The sequence below is a fragment of the Streptomyces tricolor genome (assembly GCF_002155905.1).
GTDB lineage: Bacteria > Actinomycetota > Actinomycetes > Streptomycetales > Streptomycetaceae > Streptomyces > Streptomyces tricolor.
Genome location: NZ_MUMF01000869.1, coordinates 1 through 2,546, shown reverse-complemented (window position 1 = coordinate 2,546; position 2,546 = coordinate 1). Strand labels below are relative to the sequence as shown.

Sequence of the window (2,546 nt, the reverse complement as noted above, 5' to 3'; positions counted from 1 at the left end):
GCGCGGCGGCGGGGGCGGGTGCTCGTGGAGCACGAGCAGCTGGCCGCCGGGTCCGTGCTGCCGCTGCTCGCCGACGACGCGGTGAAGGCGTTCGCCGACGGGCTGCTGCGGGCGTTGCACGAGCACGACGCGACCGGGCGCGGGGATCTGGTCGCCTCGTTGCGGGCGTGGCTGTCGCGGCACGGGCAGTGGGACGCCGCCGCGGCGGACCTGGGCGTGCACCGGCACACCCTGCGCTACCGGATGCGGCGGGTCGAGGAGATCCTGGGGCGGAGCCTGGACGATCCGGACGTGCGGATGGAGCTGTGGCTCGCCCTCAAGGCGACCGCCGCCGAGTGACCGTCCGCCGCGTGACCGTCCGCCGGGACTCCCCGCGTGGTCCGGGTGGCGGCGCCGCCGCCCGTGCCCGCCCGCCCAGGGCGTCCAGCAGGCGGTCGAGGACCGGCTGACCCCACGCGCCCTCGCGGACCGCCGCCTGGATGGTGCGGACCGGTTCCGGACCGCGCAGCCGGCGGACCGCCACGCCCGGATGGCGGCGGTCCAGGCCCAGCAGCGGGACCAGCGCCACCCCGAGACCGGCCGCGACGAACCCCTGGGCGGCCCGGTAGTCCTCGCCGTCCACCGCGACCCGGGGCCGGAAACCGGCGGCGGCACACGCGTCCAGGACGGTGTCCAGGCAGGGGCCGGGCCGTTCGCTGCCCACCCACGGCTCCCCGGCCAGATCGGCGAGGTCCAGCACGCGCCTGGCCGCCAGCGGATGCCCCTTCGGCAGCACCGCCCGGTACGGGTCGTCGAGCAGGTGCACGAGCCGCAGCCCGGGCTGCTCCGCCGTGCGCGGCCGGACCACCACCGCCAGGTCGGCCCGGCCGTCCAGCACCTCCGGCAGCGGGTCGGCCGGGTCGGTCGAAGCGAGGTCGAGCCGCACGCCGGGGTGATCCGCGCGGAAGGCGGCCACCGCCGGGGCCACCAGCTCCGCGCCGGCGGTGGCGAAGTACCGGACCGTCAGGCTTCCGTTCCGCCCGGTCAGCAGGTCGGCCAGGGCCGCGCCGGCCTCCGCCAGCCGGCGTTCGATCGCCGCCGCGTGCTCGGCCAGCAGCAGTCCGGCGGCGGTCGGCCGCACGCCCCGCCCGGCCCGCTCCAGCAGGGCCGTACCGGCCTGCCGCTCCAGCGCCGCCACCTGTTGGCTCACGGCCGACGGGGTGTAGCCGAGCGCCGTGGCGGCGGCGCTCACCGAGCCGCTGGTCACGACCGAGCGGAGGACCTGGAGACGCCGTACGTCCAGCATGCGGTCCAGCTTAAGGGGATGGTTGAAGCTCAGCTTAAAGGTCAGCGTGAAACCTTCACTTGTCCTCACATGTCCGAGGGCCGCACGGTGGCGGGGACCAGCGTCGACGAAAGGAAGTCCCCGTGCTGCGCGTGGCCGTTCTCGCCCTGCTCTGGGGCTCGGGCTACCTCTGGACCGGCCTGGCGCTGCGCCACGGGCTGTCGCCCCTGCACATCACCGTGGTCCGGGCCGTCCTCGGCGCCGGCGTGCTGCTCCTGCTCGCCCGGCTGTCCCGGCAGCACCTGCCGCGCGGGGCCGGGGTCTGGCGCCGGATCGCCGTGGCCGCCCTGCTCTGCAACACGCTGCCGTTCTTTTTGGCCGCGCAGGGCGTACGGACCGTGTCCACCGGGCTCGCGGGGGTGCTGAACGCGACGACCCCGCTGTGGTCCCTGCTGATCGGTCTCGCGCTCGGCACCGAACGCGACCGGCGCCCGGTGCGGTTCGCCGGGCTGCTGCTCGGTTTCGCGGGTGTGCTGCTGATCTTCTCGCCCTGGAGCGCCCCGTCCTCGTCCGCCGCCGGCGGCTCGACCGGCTGGGGCGTCCTGGCCCTGCTCGGCGCCGCCCTCTCCTACGCGGTGGCCTTCGCCTACATGGGGCGCTACCTCACCGGCACCGGCACTGGCGCCGGAACCGGCGACGGAACCGACGCCCGCGCCGGCGGCGGGACCGGGCCGCTCGCCGTCTCCGCCGCCCAGCTCACCGCGGCGGCCGGGCTCGGCGCGCTCGCGCTGCCGGCCGGGGGCACCTCGACCGGGTGGACCGACCCGGTGGCGCTCGCGGCCGTCGCCGTGCTCGGGATCTTCTGCACCGGGTTCACCTTCCACCTCAACTACCGCCTGATCGCCCTCGAAGGCCCTACGGCCGCCGCCACCGTCGGCTACCTGCTCCCCGTCGTCTCCACCGCCCTAGGCGCGCTCGTCCTGCACGAGCCGCTCGGCGCGCGGACGGTGGCCGGCATGGCCGTGGTGCTGGCCGGCGTCCACCTCGCCCGACACCGCCGCCACGCACCCACCCCGCCCACGACCTCCGTTCCCGCCGCGGCCTCCGTTCCCGCCGCGTCCTCCGCCTCCGTTCCTGCCCCGCCCGCGGCCTCCGTTCCCGCCGCGCCCGCGGCCTCCGTTCCTGCCGCGTCCTCCGCCTCCGTTCCCGCCGCGCCCGCGGCCTCCGTTCCTGCCGCGGCCTCCGCCTCCGTTCCTGCCGCGCCCGCGGCCTCCGTTCCTGC

At 76.9% G+C, this 2,546-nt stretch carries 3 protein-coding genes; 2 read left to right on the top strand and 1 reads right to left on the bottom strand.

What is annotated here, in order from left to right; genetic code table 11:
• Nucleotides 1-339: PucR family transcriptional regulator (locus CCN44_RS40955; protein WP_143650431.1), on the top strand; the 339-nt coding region annotated here is incomplete at its 5' end.
• Here CCN44_RS40955 and CCN44_RS40950 read toward each other — a convergent pair.
• Nucleotides 317-1,285: a LysR family transcriptional regulator gene (locus tag CCN44_RS40950; RefSeq protein WP_086704287.1), complete on the bottom strand. Its 969-nt coding sequence runs from the start codon at nucleotides 1,283-1,285 to the stop codon at nucleotides 317-319. The two genes, CCN44_RS40955 and CCN44_RS40950, sit on opposite strands and share 23 nt — an antisense overlap.
• Nucleotides 1,286-1,407: 122 nt before the next feature.
• Between CCN44_RS40950 and CCN44_RS40945 the strand changes: the two genes are divergently transcribed.
• Nucleotides 1,408-2,546 (top strand): DMT family transporter (locus tag CCN44_RS40945; protein WP_331478630.1); only part of this gene is annotated, 1,139 nt, incomplete at its 3' end.